19 protein-coding genes and 2 pseudogenes are annotated in these 19,698 nt (G+C 34.4%); 18 read left to right on the top strand and 3 right to left on the bottom strand.

Translation table 11 applies throughout. The features are described 5' to 3' along the window. The first annotated feature begins 12 nt into the window (after window positions 1-12). The 11 genes and pseudogenes from BM183_RS10340 to BM183_RS10290 all read left to right on the top strand — a co-directional run bounded on the left by BM183_RS10340 (window position 13) and on the right by BM183_RS10290 (window position 7,888). The gene (locus tag BM183_RS10340; RefSeq protein WP_091686722.1) at window positions 13-315 is read left to right on the top strand and encodes a phosphotransferase family protein; all 303 of its coding nucleotides are present in this window, start codon (window positions 13-15) and stop codon (window positions 313-315) included. A 58-nt stretch (window positions 316-373) separates the two neighbouring features. Further along, a pseudogene (locus BM183_RS21495) lies at window positions 374-595 on the top strand (DUF6273 domain-containing protein); the annotation flags it as partial. Window positions 596-657: 62 nt separating this feature from the next. Then, window positions 658-1,134, top strand: coding sequence for a pyridoxamine 5'-phosphate oxidase family protein (locus BM183_RS10330; RefSeq protein WP_091686720.1), 477 nt, complete (start codon window positions 658-660; stop codon window positions 1,132-1,134). Between the two features lie 740 nt (window positions 1,135-1,874). Then, on the top strand, window positions 1,875-2,909 hold the full coding sequence (locus BM183_RS10325) for a hypothetical protein (RefSeq protein ID WP_091686719.1): 1,035 nt from the start codon (window positions 1,875-1,877) through the stop codon (window positions 2,907-2,909). Between the two features lie 69 nt (window positions 2,910-2,978). Beyond that, window positions 2,979-3,346: pseudogene (locus BM183_RS10320) on the top strand (ACT domain-containing protein). A gap of 80 nt (window positions 3,347-3,426) precedes the next feature. Next, window positions 3,427-3,792 carry a hypothetical protein gene (locus BM183_RS10315; RefSeq protein WP_091686717.1) on the top strand — a complete coding sequence of 122 codons (366 nt, stop codon included), beginning with the start codon at window positions 3,427-3,429 and terminating at the stop codon, window positions 3,790-3,792. A 237-nt stretch (window positions 3,793-4,029) separates the two neighbouring features. Next, window positions 4,030-4,401, top strand: coding sequence for a helix-turn-helix transcriptional regulator (locus BM183_RS10310; protein ID WP_091686716.1), 372 nt, complete (start codon window positions 4,030-4,032; stop codon window positions 4,399-4,401). Window positions 4,402-4,419: 18 nt separating this feature from the next. Further along, entirely contained in the window at window positions 4,420-5,295 is an 876-nt protein-coding gene (locus tag BM183_RS10305) for a methionyl aminopeptidase (RefSeq protein ID WP_091686714.1), read from the top strand. A gap of 237 nt (window positions 5,296-5,532) precedes the next feature. Beyond that, on the top strand, window positions 5,533-5,994 hold the full coding sequence (locus tag BM183_RS10300; protein ID WP_091686712.1) for a MarR family winged helix-turn-helix transcriptional regulator: 462 nt from the start codon (window positions 5,533-5,535) through the stop codon (window positions 5,992-5,994). Further along, on the top strand, window positions 5,987-7,129 hold the full coding sequence (locus BM183_RS10295) for an MFS transporter (protein ID WP_091686711.1): 1,143 nt from the start codon (window positions 5,987-5,989) through the stop codon (window positions 7,127-7,129). The genes BM183_RS10300 and BM183_RS10295 overlap by 8 nt, the downstream gene beginning before the upstream one ends. Before the next feature lie 111 nt (window positions 7,130-7,240). Then, the gene (locus BM183_RS10290; protein WP_091686709.1) at window positions 7,241-7,888 is read left to right on the top strand and encodes an FMN-dependent NADH-azoreductase; all 648 of its coding nucleotides are present in this window, start codon (window positions 7,241-7,243) and stop codon (window positions 7,886-7,888) included. A gap of 210 nt (window positions 7,889-8,098) precedes the next feature. On the opposite strand, the gene BM183_RS10285 is transcribed toward BM183_RS10290, so the two are convergent. Next, a complete protein-coding gene (locus BM183_RS10285) occupies window positions 8,099-9,094 on the bottom strand; it encodes an SPL family radical SAM protein (RefSeq protein WP_091686708.1) in 996 nt (331 codons plus the stop codon). Between the two features lie 566 nt (window positions 9,095-9,660). Here BM183_RS10285 and BM183_RS10280 point away from each other — a divergent pair. From BM183_RS10280 to BM183_RS21270, 6 genes are all read left to right on the top strand, one after another. After that, entirely contained in the window at window positions 9,661-10,176 is a 516-nt protein-coding gene (locus tag BM183_RS10280; protein ID WP_091686706.1) for a GNAT family N-acetyltransferase, read from the top strand. A gap of 84 nt (window positions 10,177-10,260) precedes the next feature. Next, on the top strand, window positions 10,261-11,166 hold the full coding sequence (locus BM183_RS10275) for a poly(ethylene terephthalate) hydrolase family protein (protein ID WP_091686704.1): 906 nt from the start codon (window positions 10,261-10,263) through the stop codon (window positions 11,164-11,166). Between the two features lie 240 nt (window positions 11,167-11,406). Next, window positions 11,407-12,822 (top strand): MATE family efflux transporter, encoded by a 1,416-nt coding sequence (locus tag BM183_RS10270; protein ID WP_091686702.1) that lies wholly within the window; start codon window positions 11,407-11,409, stop codon window positions 12,820-12,822. 576 nt (window positions 12,823-13,398) lie between these two features. Beyond that, a complete protein-coding gene (locus tag BM183_RS10265) occupies window positions 13,399-16,572 on the top strand; it encodes an AMP-binding protein (RefSeq protein WP_091686700.1) in 3,174 nt (1,057 codons plus the stop codon). A gap of 110 nt (window positions 16,573-16,682) precedes the next feature. Next, window positions 16,683-16,967 (top strand): hypothetical protein, encoded by a 285-nt coding sequence (locus BM183_RS10260; RefSeq protein WP_139221509.1) that lies wholly within the window; start codon window positions 16,683-16,685, stop codon window positions 16,965-16,967. Next, window positions 16,949-17,077, top strand: a complete 129-nt coding sequence (locus tag BM183_RS21270) for a hypothetical protein (RefSeq protein WP_276326330.1) — start codon at window positions 16,949-16,951, stop codon at window positions 17,075-17,077. The genes BM183_RS10260 and BM183_RS21270 overlap by 19 nt, the downstream gene beginning before the upstream one ends. A 126-nt stretch (window positions 17,078-17,203) precedes the next feature. Here BM183_RS21270 and BM183_RS10255 read toward each other — a convergent pair whose 3' ends face one another. Then, window positions 17,204-17,443, bottom strand: coding sequence for a hypothetical protein (locus BM183_RS10255; RefSeq protein ID WP_091686696.1), 240 nt, complete (start codon window positions 17,441-17,443; stop codon window positions 17,204-17,206). Between the two features lie 557 nt (window positions 17,444-18,000). Between BM183_RS10255 and BM183_RS10250 the strand changes: the two genes are divergently transcribed. Continuing rightward, window positions 18,001-19,299, top strand: a complete 1,299-nt coding sequence (locus tag BM183_RS10250; protein WP_091686694.1) for a dicarboxylate/amino acid:cation symporter — start codon at window positions 18,001-18,003, stop codon at window positions 19,297-19,299. Window positions 19,300-19,425: 126 nt separating this feature from the next. Here the strand turns inward: BM183_RS10250 and BM183_RS10245 are convergent. Continuing rightward, the coding region (locus BM183_RS10245; RefSeq protein WP_330392398.1) for a hypothetical protein at window positions 19,426-19,698 on the bottom strand (273 nt) is incomplete at its 5' end.

Here is a 19,698-nt window from a genome sequence, read left to right as displayed (position 1 = left end):
TCGCAATCTGAGATGGAAAAGGTAAAAGAATTTCTAAACAGTTATTATGAAATTTCAGCATCTGTTCAGACAGTAATTGTACATGGTGACTTCCACTATGATAATATTTTGTGGGATGAGAATAGAAACCGACTTGGAGTTATAGATTTTAGTGAAGCAGCAATTGAGGACCCGGCTTTAGACTTTATGTATATGTATTATTATCCCAAAGAATTTAGAAATGCCGTATTTGCAGAATATGGTTCGGAATATACGAAATTATATGAGAGAAGTATTTTTATTAAGCATGGAGGAAGTATGCAAATACTTCGGTGATAGCAGTTCAAAATTACATAACCGAGGTAAAAATCAACGATATTAGTTTGAAAGAAAGGATGAAAATAACATAAATCGAGTAGAAAGACTTGAGGCTAATAAAGGGGGGATTTGGTGGTGGTGGCTTAGGTCACCTGGCCGCGTTAATGTAAAAGCCGTGTACATCCATGGTGACGGTAATATAGGTATCCAAGGAAACAATATATTGAAAGGCAACATCAGCGATGGAAAATGTACAGGTGGCGTTCGTCCTGCTTTGTGGCTAAGATTAGAATTGTAGGACTTGGGCACGTTTCAATGTTTGACTATAGTTACAGCATTAAATATAAAGGAGAAGTTTAAATGAGCAAATACGAAAATGCGATGAAACTTATGGAGGAACTTTGCGGAAATGGTAAAGAGGAAGTTATTGCACTTGCCACAATATCATTATCCCCGAATGATGCTGGCAGCCCTCGCCCTGCTGTCCGTATGGTTAGCGCCTATTATGAAAACGGCATATTTTATGTTTCTACGGATGCAAAAAAGAATAAAATGCTACAAATTGAGAAGAACAACGAGGTTTCTGTCGCCGGGTTAGGTTGGTACACTTTCCAGGGCAGGGCTGAAAATCTCGGTTGGGTCAAGGACGAGAAGAATGCGGAAATCAGAGCCAAATTTAAAAAAATCTTTAACTGGTTTGATGAAGTTGGTGATGAGGACAATCCGAACTCAATCGTTCTGCGTATCACCCTCACAGAAGGAGTGATTATTGACAACGAAGAAAAATATGGCGAAAAGCAGTATGAAATTAATTTTATCAACAAGACAGTAAAGTAGAATAAAATATTACTTTAATTTAAAAGGTTAACTACTGACAATCAAATCAGTAATTAACCTTTTTTTTCTAAGACAATATCAAATGGTATCTGATAGCGCTTATGCCCTGTATAGCTACTTTTTTTAGTGTAGAATTTTGCTCCAGTAGTAGGATTCCAGGTTTTGTCACTGCCTATGCTTGAAAAACTGTTTTGGCGTGGAATTTCTAAATATAATATTTTCTTAGCATACATATATCTTTTTTATTTGGCATATATCAAAATTTGTAAAAGGGATGGTATATCAGGGTGGATTTCCTTCATTAGTATCTGTTTTTAGATGAACCCACTAATGGATTATGGATTAAATCCAGAAGCACGTTCTTCATTATGAGAAATTATCCTGTCCATTAGGAGGAATAGCAGTTGAGTCTAAGAGGAAAGCGGAAAATCAAGTGAAAATACACGATAGAGTTGTATACCAAAATGCAAATAAACGAGATAATTAAAAATTAGCAAATAACATAATTCCGTGTTGAGAAATATTGGAGTATGCTATAAAATTATAGTAATAATATCGCTTATATCATAACCAGCCACTTTTTAAACTGGCCACCAAGGGGGGAGTATCAGTTTATGACATCTTTATTGTCACCTCAAGGCACGTTGAGACCGTAATCCTGTTGCAACACCGAAACACCTGAGGATTTATACCTAATAGGATAATGCAAGCTGCTTTATGCCTTAATAAACGAGAAGGGAATGGACATCAAAATGAAGAAAATAGGTGTTGTTTTTACGATTATAGGAATAATATTAATGCTGTTTATTGTATTTGTTACCATTCTGGTTTATCAGTATGATATGGATGATTCTCCGATTATGTTTTCAGATGGTTATTATAGTTTAGTTAAAATTGATTTATTGTGTTTTGCTGTTGGTAGTTTCTGCTTTGCTTATAAGAAGTTAAAAAAATTGAGTGGACAGATAAAGCTAACTATGGAGACAAGGAAGGCAGAGAAAAGACCGGCAAAAAAATCAATATGGCATCAGAAGGCTCCGATTCCGGCCGTAATCCGGTTTCAAAGACCCAATGTGCCTGATAATGTGTCACGGCCACAGTGGATTCAGTCATTATACCTTTGTGAGAACATTCATCCCCTAGTTATTATAAGGTATATCTTAGGAATTATAATGATGGTAGGAACTTTATTATCCATACCGATTTTGGCGAATCAGCTGCCGCCAGATTACGAATTAGACTACATAACGGTTGCGACTGTATTATTTTGGAGCGGTATTCTAATTTTTGTAGCAGCCAGGAATAATATTAAGCTGCAAAAGACAACGGGTTTTGTAATAACAATGGATGGTTTTCTCTATTATCTTAGTATAGACCTGAGTATATACCAGGATAGCAGGATACCGCTCACAAAGCTCGGAAGTATTATCTATAATAGCAGGAAAATTCAAAGAATAAGTGAAGCCGAGAGAACACAGGAAGCATTTTTAAATAGTAAAGAGGCAAAAGAGGAAATTGAAGAATGCCTCAATGGAAAGCAGGTCCGGGATTTGTTTTTAATAACTCGTATAGATGCACCTCAAATATTGCGAAGAAATATAAGTAATGTTATAATAAAGTTTTGGAATGAAGAATCGAACCGCGTCGAAAGGATAACTTTATGCAAGAATAACAAAGGATTCCAGCAGATTTTAAGTACCATAAATAAACTAGATCAGAAAATTAATTATAAAGTATTTGAAAAGAGTCTGCGCAATAAGTGTGTACGGCAGTAAGGAAAATTGGCAGCACAAAGGGAGATCAGGCTGAAAAAGAGTATATTGTAAATTATGGAGGTGTGACTCATGTTAATTAAAACCTATACTGAAGAATTATCCGTCTGTAAAGTGCAGAACATTTCCCAGGTGGATTTTTCTGATAAGTTCTGTTTTCTTGGCAAAACCGATGAGGAAATATCTCTCGTTTGCTTAACGAACAAAGTGCCTGAAAATGTAACCCAGCGGGATGACGGTTGGAAAATGTTCAGAATTGAGGGAGAACTGGACTTTTCTTTGATTGGAATTTTGTCGGAAATTTCTGCAATCCTTGCTGAAATGAGATCGGAATTTTCGCCTTATCGACTTATAATACAGATTATATTCTGACCAAGTCCACTAATTATGAAAAGGCATTGTCCTGCCTGAAAAATTCAGGATACCAAATCAAATGCTAAATTCTAAATTACAATGAGAAATGCTAAGCAGGAACGGGATAAAAATAACTAAATGATAGCTGAATTTTTAGGAGGAATACATGAAAAATTATTTGCAAAAAGAGCTGGATGCTGCGTTACAACTCATATCTTCTACCATCAGTAAGTGCGAAAAAATGCAAGTAAAGTTTGCAGAAGGTACATCACAGCATTCTCTCTTAAAGAATAGAATCAAGGCTTTATATATTTCAAAGGCATTGATAGAAAATGATAATAATATTGGGATGTATACGCAATCAGATTTAGAAAAAGCATTACCGCCTGTACTTTCAATCATTAATAAAACTGAGAAGGCTCAAATGAAGTATGACATGGGGACTGCTCAATACAGGCGATTCGCCCCTATTATCAGTGCAATGTATATTTCTAAAGACTTTATAGAGAACGAAATTTCGAAACGGGCATAGTAGAATAAAGTTATTAGTGAGATTAGAGTATTCCGTTTTTAAATTATTGAGTCTTCGTAAGGTAAGTGGGTGAATCTAAATTTATCTGGACAATGGAGAGTGATGATATAATAATATAAAAATTGTAATCTTTGTGAATATACAAGTCCAATTTATATGATGTTACCATAATTGAAACTGAAATCAAGTTTTAAAATATAAAAGAAGATATAATATTGTTGTGAGGAGTGAACAGGATTGTCTATTAAAACAATTGAAAATATGGTTAATTGGGTTGAAGAAAATATAGAAGAATGTCCAACTTTAGAAGAAATGTCCGATTTTGTAGGGTATTCACCTTGTTATTGCTCTACTAAGTTCCATGAATATGTCGGTGTTTCATTTAAAGATTATATTCAGAAGCGGCAACTAAGTATGGCAGCGGTGGCGTTACAGAAAACGAAGGGACGAATTATTGACATTGCTATACAATATGGATTTTCATCACATGAAGCATTTACAAGGGCTTTTACACGTGCTTATGGTTATACACCCTTTCAATATCGTAAATTGTTGCCTGAAATCTTAACTTTTGATAAAGTTCAAATAGACTTAAAAACCCCACAGTAAATGTAAGGAGTGTTTTTCATGTTAAATAAAATTGGACGAAATGATTTATGTTGGTGTGGAAGCGGAATTAAGTATAAAAAATGTCATGAGTCATTTGATGAAAAGCTATCATGGTACAAAAACCAAGGTTGTATTATTCCACCCAGAAAAATTATAAAAAATCCAGAACAAATTATTGGGATTAGAGAAAGTGGAAAAATCAATATAGCAGTTTTAGATTTCATATCTGAACAGCTGCACATAGGAATGGCAACAGAACAAATTGATCATTTGATTTATGAAAAAACGGTGGCTTTAGGTGGAATTCCAGCCACACTCAATTTTGAAGGTTTTCCTAAAAGCGTATGTACATCAATCAATGATCAAGTATGCCATGGCATACCATCAAGTGATGTTTTGCTGAAAGATGGGGATATTATAAATATTGATGTTTCTACAATATATAATGGGTTCTTTTCAGATTCATCAAGAATGTTCTGTATCGGAAATGTAAGTCCTGAAAAAAAGAAACTGGTGGAAGTGGCTAAGGAATGCATTGAATTAGGATTGGAGCAAATAAAGCCGTGGGGATTTTTAGGCGATATGGGGCAAGCTGTGCATGAACATGCTATGAGCAATGGATATACGGTAGTACAGGAAATCGGCGGACATGGTATTGGTTTGCAATTTCATGAGGAACCCTGGGTAAGCTATGTTTCAAAAAAAGGAACAGAAATGCTGTTAGCCCCGGGCATGGTATTTACTATTGAGCCAATGGTCAACATGGGAACTGATAAAATTTTTGTAGATGATAATGATGGCTGGACAGTTTATACGGGAGATGGAATGCCATCAGCCCAATGGGAAGTCATGGTTTTAGTTACTAATAATGGCTATGAGATATTAGCCTATTAGCTCCAACAAAACTATATATCAAGAACACAAAACAGAGACAACAAAACAAAATGGGCGAAAATGAGCTGAAAAAGTGCCGTTTTCAGCCCTTTTTTTCGGGATTCATTCAAAGTGCTACTCTACCTTTTATCTTAAGAGTGTTATTATAGCATTGCATGAAAATAGTTGCAAAGGAAACTAATATGTGCTATACTTGATATAGTTTCACTTGAAACTATATCAAAAGGAGTGATTAATATGGAAAAGAACGTAACCATAGGGCAGGTAAATGCAGCGATTTATCGCAACATACAAATGCTCCTTAGTAGTACGTTAAATGATTTAGATATAAAAAATGGACAATATGACTTCTTTCTTGTGATTTCACTGTGGGAAGGTCTGTCACAAAAAGAATTAAGTGAACATTTGCACATAAGTAAATCTACTACTGCAAAAGCAGTGAAAAACCTAACTGAAAAGGGTTATGTCAGAAGGCAAAAAGACGAAAGGGATGGTCGAATAGAGCATTTATATCTGACAGAAAAAGGACGGGAAAAGTCCCCCTTTGTTCAGAGTATATTTCAGAAAATTATTGATGTATCTACAAAAGGATTATCTCAGACTGAAATTACACAACTTCTAACTCTCATGCAGAAGGTTTTGGATAATATTATTTCTGAGAATATGCTATTGTCAGAGAAGGAGTACGAAAATGAATAAAACAGATCTTTGGACCAAAAATCTGGTTATTATCACATTTGTCAATTTCTTTATGTTCTTTGCGTTTCAGCTATTTCCTTCAGCATTACCGCCTTACCTGAAGTCACTTGGAGCCCCTGATAGTATTCTTGGATGGTTACAAGGAATCATGACTGCCGCCATACTACTCGTGCGTCCCTTTGCAGGCATTATGCTTGATAAGTATGGACGGAAATGGATTTTTATTTTTGGGGTAACCGGAATGCTATTATCAACAGTGGCATATTGGTTTTTTCCCGTGATCGGAATGATTATTGTTATCAGATGCGCACATGGAATGGTTTGGGGAATAGCCAATACTGCTTGCAGTACAATTGCTTCTGATAATATACCAAAGAAACATTTTTCCGAAGGCATGGGATATTTTAGTCTTGCAAGCAGCATTGCCATGGCCCTTGCTCCAGCGATTGCTTTGTCACTTGGTATGCAGAAAAATATTATATTGGCATCTGCATTTTTAACGATTACAATCTTTTTGGCTCTTCTCATTAATTATAAGGATCGTCCTGCTGCAGAGGACGTAAGAACCAAAAAAACATCGTTGTATGCCCGAGAAGCCCTTTTACCATCTGCTATTATGTTTTTGATTATGATTACATGGGGAGCCATTATCACATTTTTAGCATTATATGGGGCACAAAAATCCATTATGGGAGTAGGAGCCTTTTTTACCGTATATGCTATAAGTATGCTGATAACTCGTCCTTTCTTTGGAAAACTCGTTGACCGGATGGGGTTTGGTACAGGTATCTGGTCAGGCGTACTTTTGATACCGGCTGCATTGCTGTTGCTTTCAGTGAGTAATAGCCTGATCTTTTTTCTGATCTGCGCGGCGATTTATGGGATTGGTGTGGGCGCAGCGCAGTCCAGTCTACAGACTATGGCAATTATTAAAGTACCAAAAGATAGAATGGGTTCTGCAAACGCCACATTTTTTACAGGTTTTGACGGTGGAATCGGTATCGGAGCAGTTTTGGCAGGTACCATATCATCTTATACCGGATATGGGTCTATGTTTGCATTAATGGCTATATTCCCCATATTGGCGGGTATTCTGTATCTTATTGCATTAAAAGCTCAAAAACTGAAAAAGTGAACCTAATGAAAATCTATTCCCTATCTATTCCGAAAACCATAAAATTATTTTTGAATATTTCCTAATTCTAGTACAGATAATATGTTATAACTCAGAAGGAGGAAATATAAAATGAAAAAACTGCTTTATATTGTTGCAAACTCAAAACCCGAAGAAATATCATCAAGTAAAACAGTAGGTCGAGCATTAGTTAACAGCATTCTGGATAAATATAAGGATTTAACCCTGGAAGAATTGGATTTATATAATGAACATATTCCACGCCCAAAGTACAGCTATTTTAGTAGCCGCAGTACTTTGGCAAGTACAGATGCTCTTTCAAAATTGACAGTTCAAGAACAGAATGATGTACAGCAAATGATAAAACTATGCGACCAGTTTGTAGCTGCATCAGTTTATATTATAGCTTCTCCTATGTGGAGCCTATCATTTCCAGCGATACTTAAAGATTATATAGATTGTATTGTTCAGGCAGAAAAGTCAATAACTTTTACAAACAATAAGCCGGAAGGACTTTTAAATGACAGACCGCGTACATTTATTTATGTTCAATCTTCTGGTGCCAATATTCCATGGTTAATGAAGCCTGTTCTTGATAAAGGTCTAAATTATGTGGAAGATATTATGAAGTTCATTGGTATAAGCAAATTTGAACAACTTTTGATAGATGGTACAGGTACTACAGAAAAGGAAAAATCTGAAGCTATAGAAAAAGCAAAAGGCAAAATAGATACTATTGTAGATCAAATTCAGTTTTAGTTTATTTGTTAATGTGAAATCAGTGGAGTTAATTAAAGCAGGTAACTATCAGGGTACCTGCTTTTTGCTGTAACCTGGAGTAATTTTCATAATACAGATTATTATAATTATATTTTGTGGAATTAAAAAACAAAACTCACAACAAGGTGAGGATTGGATAACCGTGATATTCCTATACTATGGTTATAACTGATTCGGCATTTGTATAACTTATACAATGTACATAATTTTGTTATCGGGAAAACGTTTTGTAATTTCATATCTTAAAAATTCTTCTCCTTTTTCTCTTGTAGCTGGGTTGTAGCAGTATTTCCCCCTTCCTCTACCTGTCATTATATCTTTATCATATAAATCAATTGCATTAGGGAAAGCTTCGGTGTTAATCATTCTATGAATATAACTGTATGTCATAAAAATAACCTCAAAAAACAGCTCATTCTTTACCTTTTGAGATAATGTTTCAGCCAGAATATTAAATAATTCTCTATATAAAGCTTCCCAGTTTTCAATTAAAACCACAGGAGCTACTAATATCCCGATTTTGTATCCGGCTTCTTTTAAACTATTTATTGCTTTTATTCTATTTTCCAGAGAAGAAGTACCAAATTCTACTTTTTTAATAATTTCCTGGGGATTAACGCTTATTCTGATTATTGTCCTGCCTTTGTGTTCAAGATTTAATAATGGATTCACCATATCAAATTTAGAAGGAAATGTTATATATCCCCGGTCATTCTTACCGAAATTCTCTATTGTCCATTCAAGGTTACCGGTAATGGTATTTTCGAGTATTAAGTCACTATTGCTTCCTATCTCAAACGTCAGATCTGAACTACTCTGATTGGAAGTTTTAATTAGTTTGTTCAACATCTGTTCCCTATTTACGAAAAGCCTCATATATGAACATTTATTATAACTACATACTAAATAACAGTAGAGACACATAGCACTACATCCTGAGGAGGTATATGGTACTAAAAAGTCAGAGGTTTTTGAATTAGGTACATATTTATGAGTTTTTCTGATTCCAATCACAAGATTCTGCTTCATTCTAGCAAACTCACTGTTCTGATTGTTTCTGAGTTCCGGAATATTATTATGATTTTCAATTTTAACCCATTCAGCTGAATTATATTTTTTAAAAAGAGTTTTTCCAAGTGAGTAATTTAATGCTTCTTCTTCATAATAAACAATATTTGGATTCAATGAACCACCTCCTATTTTAGTTTGTCCTCTTTATATTTTAAATATGCCTAATAAAATTCTATGAAATTTATATTTTAGAGCATATATAAAAAAGTATTGATATGTTTCCGTATATTGACCTTAAGAAAATTCCCATAAAAACAGGTGGATATTTTCATGAAAACGGAAGGTTCAGTAACATCGGCCCTAACATACAACATAGTTAATCATATTGCTATTTTATAGCAATATTTAATTGAATTTAATATGTAGTGTGATATCATATAACATGTCTGAATAAAATAGCAATCCAGCTATTTATAGATATTGATTAGGTGTTATTTGTTATAATACTTAATTGGAAATGAATATGATATATAGAATAAAGCTGTTGTAGATACTAATTCATACATTTGCAATACTGTAGAAAAATATTTGAAGTGGCAGAAATTTTAAGGAGCCTCAGGTAAGTATATGAATAGTTTACTTAAAGTTCTTGTTTTCAAGAGATGAAAAGATAAGAAAAATCTAAAAGATACGGACTGCTTTTTGTCCGTGTTACTAATTTATAAGGAGATATCTGATAAATGAATATAATAGAAACAAAACGATTAATTATTAAAGAATATTCCGTGAATGATGTGCCAGCGTTAAATACAATTCTTTCAAATCCTATAACAATGGGATTTTGGCCTTCACCATTCACTCTACAACAGTCCGAAAACTGGGTCCATAATAATATTGAGAGATATAATAAATTAGGATTTGGAAGATGGGCTGTTATTTTAAAAGATACTGATATGTTAATTGGAGATTGTGGAATCATGATTTCAGAAATCGACGGTAAACAAGAAAAGGATTTAGGTTATATTATTCATCAACCATATTGGCGAAATGGATATGCTGTTGAGGCAGCAGAGGCGTGTAAGAACTATGCCTTTAGTAATTTAGGGATAGATAAATTGTGTGCCAATATGCCCTTTAATCATGAGGCATCCAGAAGGGTTGCTGAAAAAATTGGCATGAGAAAAGAAAAAGAGTTTAATAATAGCAGAAATAGAAATATATTAACTTATCTGTACTCTATTTTTAATAATGATTAACTTGGTAATATTGCTATTGTAGAAGATGCAGCAGGAGATGATTTACAAACTGTTGAAAAAAATGAAAGGCATAGGATGAATTCCATGTGGATTTTATTATTAATACTGGCGATTATTTTCGCTGCAATGCTGTTATTGTGCAGCACCATATTCCTGCCGCTGTTCCTTGGCAGATGGATAAAAAGTCCGGTTACCAAAGAAAGTCGGGAATACTTCTTCAGCGGAGAAGGAGAACATAAAGTAAAGACTCATATCATAGGTGATGGGGAGAATAAAGAAAGCTTTATTCTATATGCTCCTGTCAATTTGGAGGGAGCACTTCCGGTAATTATTTGGGGCAATGGAACAGCCGCCCTGCCGAAGAATTATGAAGAGTTGCATCGGCATCTAGCTTCCTGGGGCTTTATTGTTATGAATACCTATAATAGTGAGACTGGAACCGGGAAGCCCCTAAAGGAGGCTCTTTCCTATCTGCTTGAGGAGAATGCGAAGCCTGACAGTATTTTCTACATGCATGTTGATAAGCAGCGGATAGGCTGTGGGGGACATTCCCAGGGTTCTACAGGTGTGATTAATCTGCATACGAATTTTACGGAAGGGAATTATATTAAAACCATTGTTTCTATTGCACTTCCAGCTCTGCGATGGTGTGATCCTGAGGATGTATATGTAACGGAAAGAATTAATGTTCCTTTTTTGGTTTTAACCGGCACCCTAGATTTTATTATCTCACCCTTCAGAAGTTGTCTTGCTGCTATTAACAGATTAGAAACCGGTGTTGAAGGTTGGTTTCTGGAAGCCCGCTATTGTTCCCATACGGAGATTCAGGAGGAAGGCGGTAAATATAAGGGGATATTGACAGCCTGGTTCCGGTACCGGCTGATGGATGACAATATGGCGGGAGAGATTTTTGAAGAGCAGGGAGAAATATATAAGAATGCAGGCTGGAGAAGAGTATATCGACGGGGAGTCGGTGATAATATTACTTAATTATTTTGAATTTAGATTATAACGCAAAAGAAAGAATACCTGAGGTTATGTACAGACATATCCATTAACAAGGAAGCTTATTTGTTAAATATAAAAGATAAATTACATTATTGTCTGCTGGAATCAATAAACCTGTTACTAGGTTTTAAAGTAGCTATAAATAATTAAAAAATAACAAAAATATCGCTTGCTTTCCTATTTTGAAATGCTTATTATGGTATCGTAAAGGAGAGATACCACATGCAGATTAATATGAGACATAAAATGAAGCTATTGATCCAAGGCTCAAAAGTTGATCTTTTTTTAGAACGACAATTTGGCAGTATGCTGTTTACATATAAAAAGATTTTTATGATGTTAATCCCCCTTATATTGGATCAATTTTTCATAAATATAATCGGTTTGGTGACAACTGCTATGATAAGTTCTTCCAGTCAGGAATCTGTTTCAGCAGTCAGTATGATAAACCCATTGTCTTTGATAATATGGGCTGTTTTTAGTGCAATTTCGGTAGGTGGTACAGTAGTTGTTGCACAGTATAAGGGAAGTGGTAATGAAGCAAAAATCAAAGATGCAGCAGGGCAGGTCATGTTGGCTACATTTTTAGTGGCGATTGTATCATGTGTAATACTTGTAGGGTTTTCAGATGTACTGGTGAATCGTATGTTTGGTGCGGCTGATCCAATTGTTATTAATAAAGCACGGGGCTATCTTATTGGTGTAGCCATATCACAAATTTTTCTTTCTCTTTATATGGGGGCATTTGCAGTATTTCGTGGTATGGGTGCCACAAAGATATGTTTAAGGCTAACCATAATTATTAATGTGATACATTTGTTAGCAAGTATGTTGTTTCTGAATGTTATGCATCTTGATATCTTTGGAACAACCCTTTCGCTGAACATAGCTCGGCTAATTGGCAGTGTTGTAGCTGTCTGGATACTAATGCGCCCCAAGAGTATATTACGAATATATCCTCAGAATATTTTTAAAATCCACAGACCGATTTTAAAATCAGTTTTCAAAATTGGTATTCCTTTTGCACTGGAGCAGGTATTTTTTAACGGCGGGAGTATGATTGTACAAACCTATATTGTGCATCTTGGTACAATAAATATAGCGGCAAATGCCATTGCAAATTCAGCATTTTCTATTCTATATTCTGCAGGCCTTGGTGTAGGTATTTTAGCGACTACCATTGTGGGACAATGTATAGGTGCTGATGACGATGCATTGGCACGATATTACGGTATAAAAATGGTTAGGCTAGGAACTGTATTCTCTTTAGCTTCAATCATTGTACTATTTCCGTTGATGCCTGTAATATTAAATTTGTATCAGGCACCGGAAGAAACCCTTTCTATAATTTATAGGCTACTGCTTATAGGTATAATCCCTATGCCTTTTTTTTGGTCATATTCCTATGTTATGCCATGTGTTCTTCGTTCAGCCGGGGATGCAACGTTTAGTTCAGTGGTATCTCTGATTACTATGTGGGTTGTCCGTGTAGGTCTTGGTTATATATTTACAATCACACTTGGCTTTGGTGTCCAGGGCGTTTGGATCTGCATGGGATTTGAATGGGCGGTACGGGCGTTGATTTTTTATTTACGATATCAATCAGGAGTATGGTTGTCAAAGAAAGCGACAAATTAAAAAAGAGCGGATAAAGTCGATTTCACAGGCCGACAAAATTATGTCGGCCAATCCATACAATTGGATTAAACCAATGGACCCAACATATAAAGCCGAAAACTCTTTGTAGAATGGTAATCACTCAAGCTGGCTCATTAATCTTACCGAACAGAAGCGGCTCAACTCAATTTAACTTTTCTTAAACATTCATCATATACCGCAATCGCCCATTGCGAAACAATCAACATATTTTCTTATCACTCTGTATGAGGCAAAAATCCTTATAGGCATAAAATGATACCAATACGCCAGAGCGGATTATCCAAACGAGCATGGCAGTTTTGTATCCTGATACAACACAGTTAATCATATTACCATTTCATAGCAATATTTAATTGAATTTAATATGTAATATGATATTATATAATCATGACAACAAATGTCATAAAATAACAAACTATCTAATTTTGGGAATTTATTGGGTGTTTATTGATATAATAACTGGAAATTAACAGGAAGTTGTCCGGTAGTTACATAATTTACCTAATTTTATTCATCAAAAAGTATGTTTTTATGTGGAGAAAGTGAGGATAAAGTATGAATTTGTATAGCACATTAGTTGAAGCTTTATTAGCTGCATCAAAAGAAAGTATTAGAACTGCTTGTGGAATTACTTTTTATAAGGGGATGGAAACTAAAAAAATAACTTATAATGAATTAATGATGGATTCATTAAGTGTTTCAGGTGGATTAGACAATCTAAATATTAGAAAAGGAACCTATGTTATATTACAGCTAAAAGATCCAGAATTATTTATAAAAGCTTTCTGGGGTTCCATTTTACTGGGCTGTATTCCTGTTCCTCTAACTGTTAATGATGAAAAGGGCTTTAGTGCCACTAATTTAAAAAATATTATCACTAATTTAAATAACTATATTATAATTACAGAAGGACAGTATGAGAAAGAACTTAAGCAGCAATTAGAATGTAAAAATATGATTTATGCAATTGAAAACATCAGTTATAATGAAAGTTCAAATTTACCTCTTATTCCTTCCAGGGAGGATGTAGCCTATATACAATTTTCATCAGGTAGTACAGCAAATCCAAAGGGGGTATGTCTCTCTCATAAAAACATATGCTCAAATATAACTTCCATGATAGAAAGATTTGGAGGTGTGGAAGATATTAAAAAGGAAAGAATGATGGGGTGGCTGCCATTAACCCATAACATGGGACTTATTGGTATGCATCTTATGCCACTTTTTGCGGGTATGGAACAATTCCTTTTATCTCCCCAGTGTTTAATTCAATACACTACATATATTCTTAGGCAAATTAAAGTACAAAATATAACCGGGATATCATGTCCGACTTTCTTAATGAGATGGATATTAGCAAAAATGAAGAGCCAAGAGCTGGAAACATTAGATTTTTCCACTATTAACACTATCTGTATGGGAGCAGAGCATATTAACCCAAAACTAGTAAGGGACTTTTTAACACAAATGAAATCTTGTGGGTTAAAAGAAAATACAATTTGTTGTGGTTATGGATTAGCAGAATCCTCTCTGCTTGTAAGTCTTCAGCCAAGAAAACAAGGTATTAAAACAATATATATTGATGATAGAGAGATTGTTTTGAATGGACAAGCTTTAGAAGGCGTAAATGTATATACTATAAATGATCAGGAAGAAAGACAAGAAAATGGAAAAATTGGTGAACTCGTTGTTGAATCAGAAAGTGTTATGAAAAGTTATCTGGGAATTGACAGTTCGGACGTTGTAAAGAATGGAAAACTTAAGACTGGCGATATTGGTATTGTAATGGAGGAAGGAGTAGTAATACTTGGGCGTAAAAAAGATATGATTATCATCAATGCAAAAAATTATTATGCTCAGGATATTGAAATGAAAATAGAAGAAATGCTGCATATACCTGCAGATTATTTTGTAATTACTTCAACATTAGATTCCCAAAGTAACGAATTAGTACAACTATATGTTCTAAAAGAATTATATATAAAGGATCCAATGGTTTGTAAAGAAATTGAAAAAGCATTTGAGACATATACCGGCAGTAAGCTGTCGGATGTATTCGTTATTGAGAGCATACCCAAAACAGTAAGTGGTAAAAAGCAGAGATATCAGGTTCAATTTTCTAAAGAAATAATTAAAGTAAGTGAACCGGAAACTGTAAAACATGAAAAACCGTCTTCTGACATGGAGATTCAAATTGCAAAAGTTTGGGAAAGTGTTCTGAATGTACCTGTTTACGATATACACACTTCATTTTTTAAGATGGGGGGAGACTCTCTTGGAGTATTTGAATGTGTTATACAACTAAATAAAATAAATTTATACATATCTTCAGAATATTTCTTTTCACACCCAACAATAGCTGAGTTGGCTAAGAAAGCGGAATCAAAGGGAGATTCTATTATAACAGAACAAGAAGTGGCTGTTGGCTTTGTAGACCCTTTGCCACTCCATTATAGTATATTGCACAATAAGCATATCAATCAATGGAACTTCAGTAGTTTATTAGATTTGAGCCCAATACCCGACATCGAAACTTTAAAAAATATCTTGAGATATCTTATTATGCAACATGATGGATTGCGTTATAGATTTAAAATTGAAGGTTCAAACATAAGGGAATATATTGCTGAAGTTGAAGAGAGTGTTTGCATTGAAACAATCAGATATAAAGATGAAGAGAACTTGGAGCCTGTTTTTGCTAAGTATCAGGAGACTCTGGATATTACCCGGTGCCCTCTTAAGATGGTTGCCTTTTATAAAGAAGATGAGGATTACGGAAAATTACTTGTTATGTGGCATCATGTTTTAGGTGATGCTTATTCCATAGGTAAGTTCATGGAGGATTTCCTGGATATTTACAGAACAGTAGTTGTGAATAAAAGTGAATATATATTGAAAAAAAAGACTACTTCCCTGAAACAATGGAGTGCTATCGTAAATAAATTCGCCTTCGATAAGGAATGCATAGCAGATATTGATTATTGGAAACAGACTTGCAATTCAGATAATATAATCCCAAGTGATTATGACTGGAGTCCGAAAGATAATATTATGATTTACGAAAAGATACACGAATTCTTATTATGCAGAGTGGATGATTTAAAAGATGCAAAAGAGCTACAATATAAACTTCTGGCAGCATGGTCAGAAACTATAAGAAAATGGACACAGCAAGATGAAATAAATTTATCCTATACCTTAAATGGCCGTCGTGGTATACAAGCCGACTCCGATTATGATCTTTCAAGAACTATAGGTTGGATTGCTTTTAATGTACCTGTTAAAATAAGCTTAAAGGGCAAAAATACAAGTTTTGAAATTATTCACCAGGTTAAAACTGCAGTACAATCAATACCACATGGCGGAATCAGTTTTGTATGCTTAAAGTATATTAATAAAGATGAAGAATTAAGTAAAAAAGAACTTCCGAATATAACATTTAACTATTATCAGGTAAACACTAACACTACTCTATTTGAAGACTCAGGTTACAAGATAGCCAAGTCATCTCAAAATATAGGATTAATGGAAGATCCGCAAAAAAATAGAAAACGTGTTTTAGATTTGGTTGTTAGAAGAACACAAGATAATGAATTATATGTAAAGATTCATTATTGTTCTAAAATACATAGTCAGAAAACAATACAGTATCTTGCAGACGAATTTAAAAATCAAGTTCAGATATTTTGTAATCAGACCCAGAACAAAGGATTTGAACCTACGAATTGACATAAGTATCGGACAGTTGAAAGGAAAGTTAAGTGAAATAAGTATGCACTTTATTACAACAAACAAGCTTAAATTATCAATAGCACTGAGATGTAAAAATCTTGGTGCTTTTGTTTTTAAATTCTAAGCAGGGAAAACGCTCTAAGGACTGGATTAAATGTAAAGTATTAGAATCCATAGACTGTGTTATCTGTGGGTACGTGAAAAAAGAAAAGAATATGACTAGTATCATTATCGGGCAATATAATGGAGATAAACTTATCTACAAAGGCCACGTAACATTGGGAGCCGGTATGATGCATTTAAGCCGACGCGGATACCAGGTTATAAACTATTCTCCCTTTGGATATGTGCCCAAGGGAAATAAAGAAGCGGTATGGATAAGCCACAATTAGTATGTATTGTAGAATTCATGCCAACTGACAAAGCCTCCATGAGATTGCCAGTCTTTAAAGGAATCATTGATGATAAAGAACCAAAAGAGTGCCAAATTGCGGCAGAGTAATGTCGCAGTACATAGTGTATCAATTAAACGTTGTACGTTGTAAAATGAAAAGGCCGCAATCCTATATAAAAGAACTGCGGTTTTTTTAACTATTCAATATAAAGGTTATGAAATCTGCGGCTAAAGTTACTTCCAATCTGAAATCCAAGTTTTGTCATTTGCAATAGCAGTTACTACTTCCTCTCCAGATTTAAAATTATCAAAGGTTCCTTTGTTAATTTCGTTGATGGCTTTACTCAGCAGTTTTTCGTAATAGGCCTCAGGTGTTAGATCGGTTGTGGTTTGGTGAAAATGCTGTTGTGATTCAGAAGAGGCTATTCGTGCATACTCGTTTTTTATTTCTTCTATGAGTTTATCACGATTCATATAATTTACTCCTTTTCATAAAAAGTTTATTTTTTGTTTACAGGTAGCTGCCGGACTGCTTCTAAATATTTCGGCTTTCTCCATCTGATACGTTTTTAGCTGTGGTGGGGCGTTTTTTTCTTAAGAATGGGTTATTTGTCAATTTGCCATAATTATTCCTTAATATTAATAGAGTTATTATTTGTAGGTATAAGAATTTTATACAGATTCTATCGGGCATAATCAGAAACTCAAAATTAAGATCATTGTCTGGGGACGCAATTCCTACATTGAAAAGACTTTGCATGTAAAAAAATTCATATGTTGGATACATATTTCTAGAATTTTTGATTGACAAATCATATTGTCCTTGCATATAATAATCTTAATCATACTAAACATATATGAATGGTATATATTATAACAGGAGGTAATTTTTATGAAAATAATATTTAAATTAAAACAAAAAAATTATAAAAAGGATAGTTACATGTGTTGCTCCTGTTGCTCCTGTTGCTGTTGCTGCATTCCTTTAACTATATAAAACAATAAATATTAAAATTAGAAGGAGAGAAAACATGAGTATAGACTTTTTAGCATTAGGTGCATTGGGAGCAGCCATTCTTTTAATTGGTGCATTAGTATTTTTAAGAAAAAAGAACGTAGATTTTGGACTGAGAACGATTATAGCTTTAATTTTCGGATTAGGATTAGGAATAGTTTTTGCAGGTCATACCGATTATGTACAGCTTATTGGAACTGTATATGCAAATATAATCTCTGCATTTGTAGTACCACTTTTATTCTTTAGTGTTATTTCAAGTGTTTCACAGTTGGAGAATATACACAAATTAAAAAAGATAGGCGTTAAAAGTATTGGATTACTAACATCAACCACATTTATTGCCTCAACTATAACAATAATAATTTCATTGGCTTTAGGAGTTGGTAAAAATACTTTTATAACGCTTCCAACCGATTATAAAGCTAAGGAAGTACCAGGAATTACTCAGGTAATTACTGATTTATTTCCAAAGAATTTTTTTGCGCAGGCATCATCTAATACAATTGTACCAGTTATATTATTTTCTTTATTTATTGGTATAGCTGTAGTTGTACTTTCCACTAAAGATTCAGAGGGTGTCAGGCCTTTTAAAGATTTTGTTGATTCCGCTTCCAAGGTTATAAATACAGCTATTTCATTTATTATTGAATTTACTCCATATGCAGTATTAGCCTTAGTGGCTAATGCAGTTTCCAATAATGGAGCAGATAAATTATTACCTCTGTTGCCGGTATTAATTATAGCTTATCTATTGTGCTTTATTCAGACCTTTGGCGTAAATAGTATTCTTATTGGAGCAGTGGCTAAATTAAACCCTATCAAATTTTTTAAATACATCTGGCCTGCGCAGGTAGTTGCATTCACTACCCAAAGCAGTGTGGGTACAATACCGGTGACAGAGAAATGTCTGAAAAACGCTGGTGTTTCAGATGGTATTTCATCTTTTGTTGTTCCATTAGGAGCTAATATCGGTATGCCTGGTTGTGCAGGAATTTGGCCTACTTTATTAGCGGTCTTTGCAATACAAGGGCTAAATATTGAGTATTCCATGGGACAGTATGCCATTCTCATTTTGATAACAACTTTAGTCAGCATTGGTACAGTTGGTGTTCCAGGAACGTCAACTATTACCGCAACTGCAGTTTTTGCTGCGGCAGGACTTCCAATTGAAATTATTGTGTTGTTAACACCAATCAGCTCGATTGTAGACATGGCTCGAACAGCAACTAATATAAGTGCAGCAGCAACAAGTGCATTAATTGTTGCAAAAAGTGAAAATGAAATCAATTTAGAAAAATATAATAATTTGTAAAATGATAAAACCGCAATCCTATATAAGGACTGCGGTTTTTACTTGTTGAATAGGAAAGTTCTCCTTTGGAGAACCCTTGAATTAGAATAGCCCGCTGAAAGCGGGCATAACGAATAGACGATATTGCTAGAAGATATAAAAACCTTCTTCCAATTCATCTTCATCAAGGTCATCATCCTCGATCAGAAAGTAATGCATGTCGAGCAGATCAGAATCAGTCATGTTCCGAACAAGCTTAGCAGTCATTCCTTCCGGAGGATTTTTGATATATTTTTGTCTGAGTTCCTCTAGTTGTTTTGGATCCATTTGCGGTGCCTCCCATCTTAGAATGATTTTAGTATGGACCAGATGGGATAGAAAATCAAGTAGCTTTACCGCTGGAACGGCAGTGGAGTTTTG

This window comes from Anaerocolumna aminovalerica (assembly GCF_900115365.1).
Classification (GTDB): domain Bacteria; phylum Bacillota; class Clostridia; order Lachnospirales; family Lachnospiraceae; genus Anaerocolumna; species Anaerocolumna aminovalerica.
Note: the sequence above shows the minus strand (reverse complement) of the source record. Positions and strands in the feature narration are given on the sequence as shown.

Coding starts and splice junctions, on each gene's coding strand:
- BM183_RS10340 (WP_091686722.1), top strand. CDS start 13: ATGGAAAAGGTAAAAGAATTTCTAAACAGTTATTATGAAATTTCAGCA.
- BM183_RS10330 (WP_091686720.1), top strand. CDS start 658: ATGAGCAAATACGAAAATGCGATGAAACTTATGGAGGAACTTTGCGGA.
- BM183_RS10325 (WP_091686719.1), top strand. CDS start 1,875: ATGGACATCAAAATGAAGAAAATAGGTGTTGTTTTTACGATTATAGGA.
- BM183_RS10315 (WP_091686717.1), top strand. CDS start 3,427: ATGAAAAATTATTTGCAAAAAGAGCTGGATGCTGCGTTACAACTCATA.
- BM183_RS10305 (WP_091686714.1), top strand. CDS start 4,420: ATGTTAAATAAAATTGGACGAAATGATTTATGTTGGTGTGGAAGCGGA.
- BM183_RS10300 (WP_091686712.1), top strand. CDS start 5,533: ATGGAAAAGAACGTAACCATAGGGCAGGTAAATGCAGCGATTTATCGC.
- BM183_RS10295 (WP_091686711.1), top strand. CDS start 5,987: ATGAATAAAACAGATCTTTGGACCAAAAATCTGGTTATTATCACATTT.
- BM183_RS10290 (WP_091686709.1), top strand. CDS start 7,241: ATGAAAAAACTGCTTTATATTGTTGCAAACTCAAAACCCGAAGAAATA.
- BM183_RS10280 (WP_091686706.1), top strand. CDS start 9,661: ATGAATATAATAGAAACAAAACGATTAATTATTAAAGAATATTCCGTG.
- BM183_RS10275 (WP_091686704.1), top strand. CDS start 10,261: ATGTGGATTTTATTATTAATACTGGCGATTATTTTCGCTGCAATGCTG.
- BM183_RS10270 (WP_091686702.1), top strand. CDS start 11,407: ATGCAGATTAATATGAGACATAAAATGAAGCTATTGATCCAAGGCTCA.
- BM183_RS10265 (WP_091686700.1), top strand. CDS start 13,399: ATGAATTTGTATAGCACATTAGTTGAAGCTTTATTAGCTGCATCAAAA.
- BM183_RS21270 (WP_276326330.1), top strand. CDS start 16,949: ATGGATAAGCCACAATTAGTATGTATTGTAGAATTCATGCCAACTGAC.
- BM183_RS10255 (WP_091686696.1), bottom strand. CDS start 17,443: ATGAATCGTGATAAACTCATAGAAGAAATAAAAAACGAGTATGCACGA.
- BM183_RS10250 (WP_091686694.1), top strand. CDS start 18,001: ATGAGTATAGACTTTTTAGCATTAGGTGCATTGGGAGCAGCCATTCTT.